General features: G+C 68.8%; 4 protein-coding genes. All 4 read left to right on the top strand.

What is annotated here, in order from left to right; translation table 11 throughout:
- Nucleotides 1-936: phage tail sheath family protein (locus tag AOK17_RS37600; RefSeq protein WP_169801981.1), on the top strand; the 936-nt coding region annotated here is incomplete at its 5' end.
- Between the two features lie 103 nt (nt 937-1,039).
- Nucleotides 1,040-1,483, top strand: coding sequence for a phage tail protein (locus tag AOK17_RS37605; protein WP_055617098.1), 444 nt, complete (start codon nt 1,040-1,042; stop codon nt 1,481-1,483).
- Complete coding sequence (locus AOK17_RS37610) at nt 1,483-1,998, top strand: hypothetical protein (RefSeq protein ID WP_055617099.1); 516 nt, start codon at nt 1,483-1,485, stop codon at nt 1,996-1,998. Before AOK17_RS37605 ends, AOK17_RS37610 begins: the two co-directional genes overlap by 1 nt.
- Nucleotides 1,995-2,153: a DUF6760 family protein gene (locus tag AOK17_RS51415; protein ID WP_169801982.1), complete on the top strand. Its 159-nt coding sequence runs from the start codon at nt 1,995-1,997 to the stop codon at nt 2,151-2,153. The genes AOK17_RS37610 and AOK17_RS51415 overlap by 4 nt, the downstream gene beginning before the upstream one ends.
- Nucleotides 2,154-2,155 lie beyond the last annotated feature (2 nt).

Below are 2,155 nucleotides of genomic sequence, written 5' to 3' on the forward strand. Positions count from 1 at the left end.
ACTCCCACCAAGGCGAGCGACTCCCACCCCGGCCCGGCCCACTACCTCGGCGACTCCGCGGACCGCACCGGCTTCGGCGGTCTGGAGGCCGTGGACGAGATCTCCATGGTCGCCGTCCCCGACCTGATGGCCGCCTACCAGCGCGGCGCGATCGACCTGGAGGCCGTGAAGGCCGTCCAGCTCGGCCTGATCGCGCACTGCGAGCTGATGGGCGACCGCGTCGCCGTCATCGACCCGCCGCCGGGCCTCAACGCCCGTCAGATCCGGGTCTGGCGCCAGGAGACCGCGGGTTACGACTCCAAGTACGCGGCCCTGTACTACCCCTGGGTCAAGGTCTTCGACCCGGCGACCGGCCAGTCCCGCGTGATCCCGCCGAGCGGCCACGTCTCCGGCATCTGGGCCCGCAACGACTTCGAGCGCGGTGTGCACAAGGCGCCCGCCAACGAGGTCGTACGAGGAGCGGTGGACCTGGAGCTCCAGATCACCCGCGGCGAGCAGGACCTGCTCAACCCCATCGGCGTCAACTGCATCCGCGCCTTCCCGGGCCGCGGCATCCGCGTCTGGGGCGCCCGCACCATGTCCTCCGACCCGGCCTGGCGCTACCTCAACATCCGCCGGTACTTCAACTACCTGGAGGAGTCGATCCTGCTCGGCACCCAGTGGGTGGTGTTCGAGCCGAACGACCACAACCTGTGGGCCCGGATCCGGCGCAACGTCTCGGCGTTCCTCGTCAACGAGTGGCGCAGCGGCGCCCTCTTCGGCCAGCGGCCCGAGGAGGCGTTCTACGTCAAGTGCGACGAGGAGACCAACCCGCCGGAGTCGGTCGACGTCGGCCGCGTGATCTGCGAGATCGGCATCGCGCCCGTCAAGCCCGCCGAGTTCGTGATCTTCCGGCTGGCCCAGTTCTCCAGCGGCAGCGGGGAGTTGGAGGAGTAGGCCGGCCGCCTGCGCCCGCTAGCTCTCACAAGCCTCCTCGTACGCCGGCCCGTACTCCTCCTCGTACGCCATTGCCAAGAACCCTCAGAAGGACAGAGAACAGATGAGTCTCAGCCCGGGTGACGCCCTTACTTCACATAACTTCGGTCTCCAGATCGACGGCGTGATGGTCGAGTACCTCGCGGAGGTCAACGGCCTCAGCATCGAACAGGACGTCATCAAACACCTGTCGAACTCGGCGCAGGGCAGGCCCGAGGTCAGCCTCATGCCGGGTGTGCAGAAGGACGGGCAGTGCACCGTGGTGCGCGGCATGACGCAGTCCGCGGCGTTCACTGCGTGGATCAACGAGTCGATCGCCGGCAACATGAGCACGGCCCGCAAGAACGCCTCCATCATCATGATGGACTACCAGAACAACCCGGTGAAGCGGTACGACATGCGCCAGGCCTGGTGCAGCAAGATCGACGCCAGCTCGTTGAAGGCAGGCGAGGCCTCCCCTCTCACCGAGACCGTGACCATCGTCTTCGAAGAACTGGTCATCGCTTGATGCGCCGTACGGCTGCCAGGGCGGGCGCGGGCCCGGTCGTGGAGGCCCCGGCACCGGGGCCGGTCGCGGGGCCGGAGCAGACGGCCGCCCCGGCGCCCGCACCTGCTCCCGCCCCCGCCCCCGCCCCCGTATCGGTGCCGCAGCAGCTGCGGACGGAGTTCCCCTTCGAGCTGCCGCGCGGCTATGTCGACGGGTCGGGCACCGTCCACCGGGACGGCGTGATGCGTCTCGCCACGGCCCGGGACGAGCTGATCCCGCTGCGGGACGTCCGTGTCCAGGAGAACCCGGCGTATCTGTCGGTGGTCCTGCTGGGCCGGGTCATCACCAGTCTCGGCACGCTCGCGATGGTGCACGACGGGGTGGTGGAGAACATGTTCGCCTCCGACCTCGCGTTCCTCCAGGACTTCTACCGTCAGGTCAACGCCGAGGGCCACACCCGTGCCGCCGTGGAGTGCCCCCACTGCTCGGAGCCCTTCGAGGTCGAACTCGGCGGGAGCCGCCTGGGGGAATCGTGACGTACGCGACCGACCGGCTGCACGAGGAGATCGCGTACGTCGCCTACCACTTCCACTGGGGCCTGGAGGAGATCCTGGATCTCGAACACCAGGACCGCCGGCGCTACACGGAACAGATCGCGTCCCTGGTGACGCGGGGCGGGGCGGAGGGCTGAGG

This window comes from Streptomyces phaeochromogenes (assembly GCF_001418655.1).
Classification (GTDB): Bacteria; Actinomycetota; Actinomycetes; order Streptomycetales; family Streptomycetaceae; genus Streptomyces; species Streptomyces phaeochromogenes.

Excerpts from the sequence above, each read along its gene's own strand:
- AOK17_RS37610 (WP_055617099.1), top strand. The coding sequence starts at position 1,483 with ATGCGCCGTACGGCTGCCAGGGCGGGCGCGGGCCCGGTCGTGGAGGCC.
- AOK17_RS37605 (WP_055617098.1), top strand. The coding sequence starts at position 1,040 with ATGAGTCTCAGCCCGGGTGACGCCCTTACTTCACATAACTTCGGTCTC.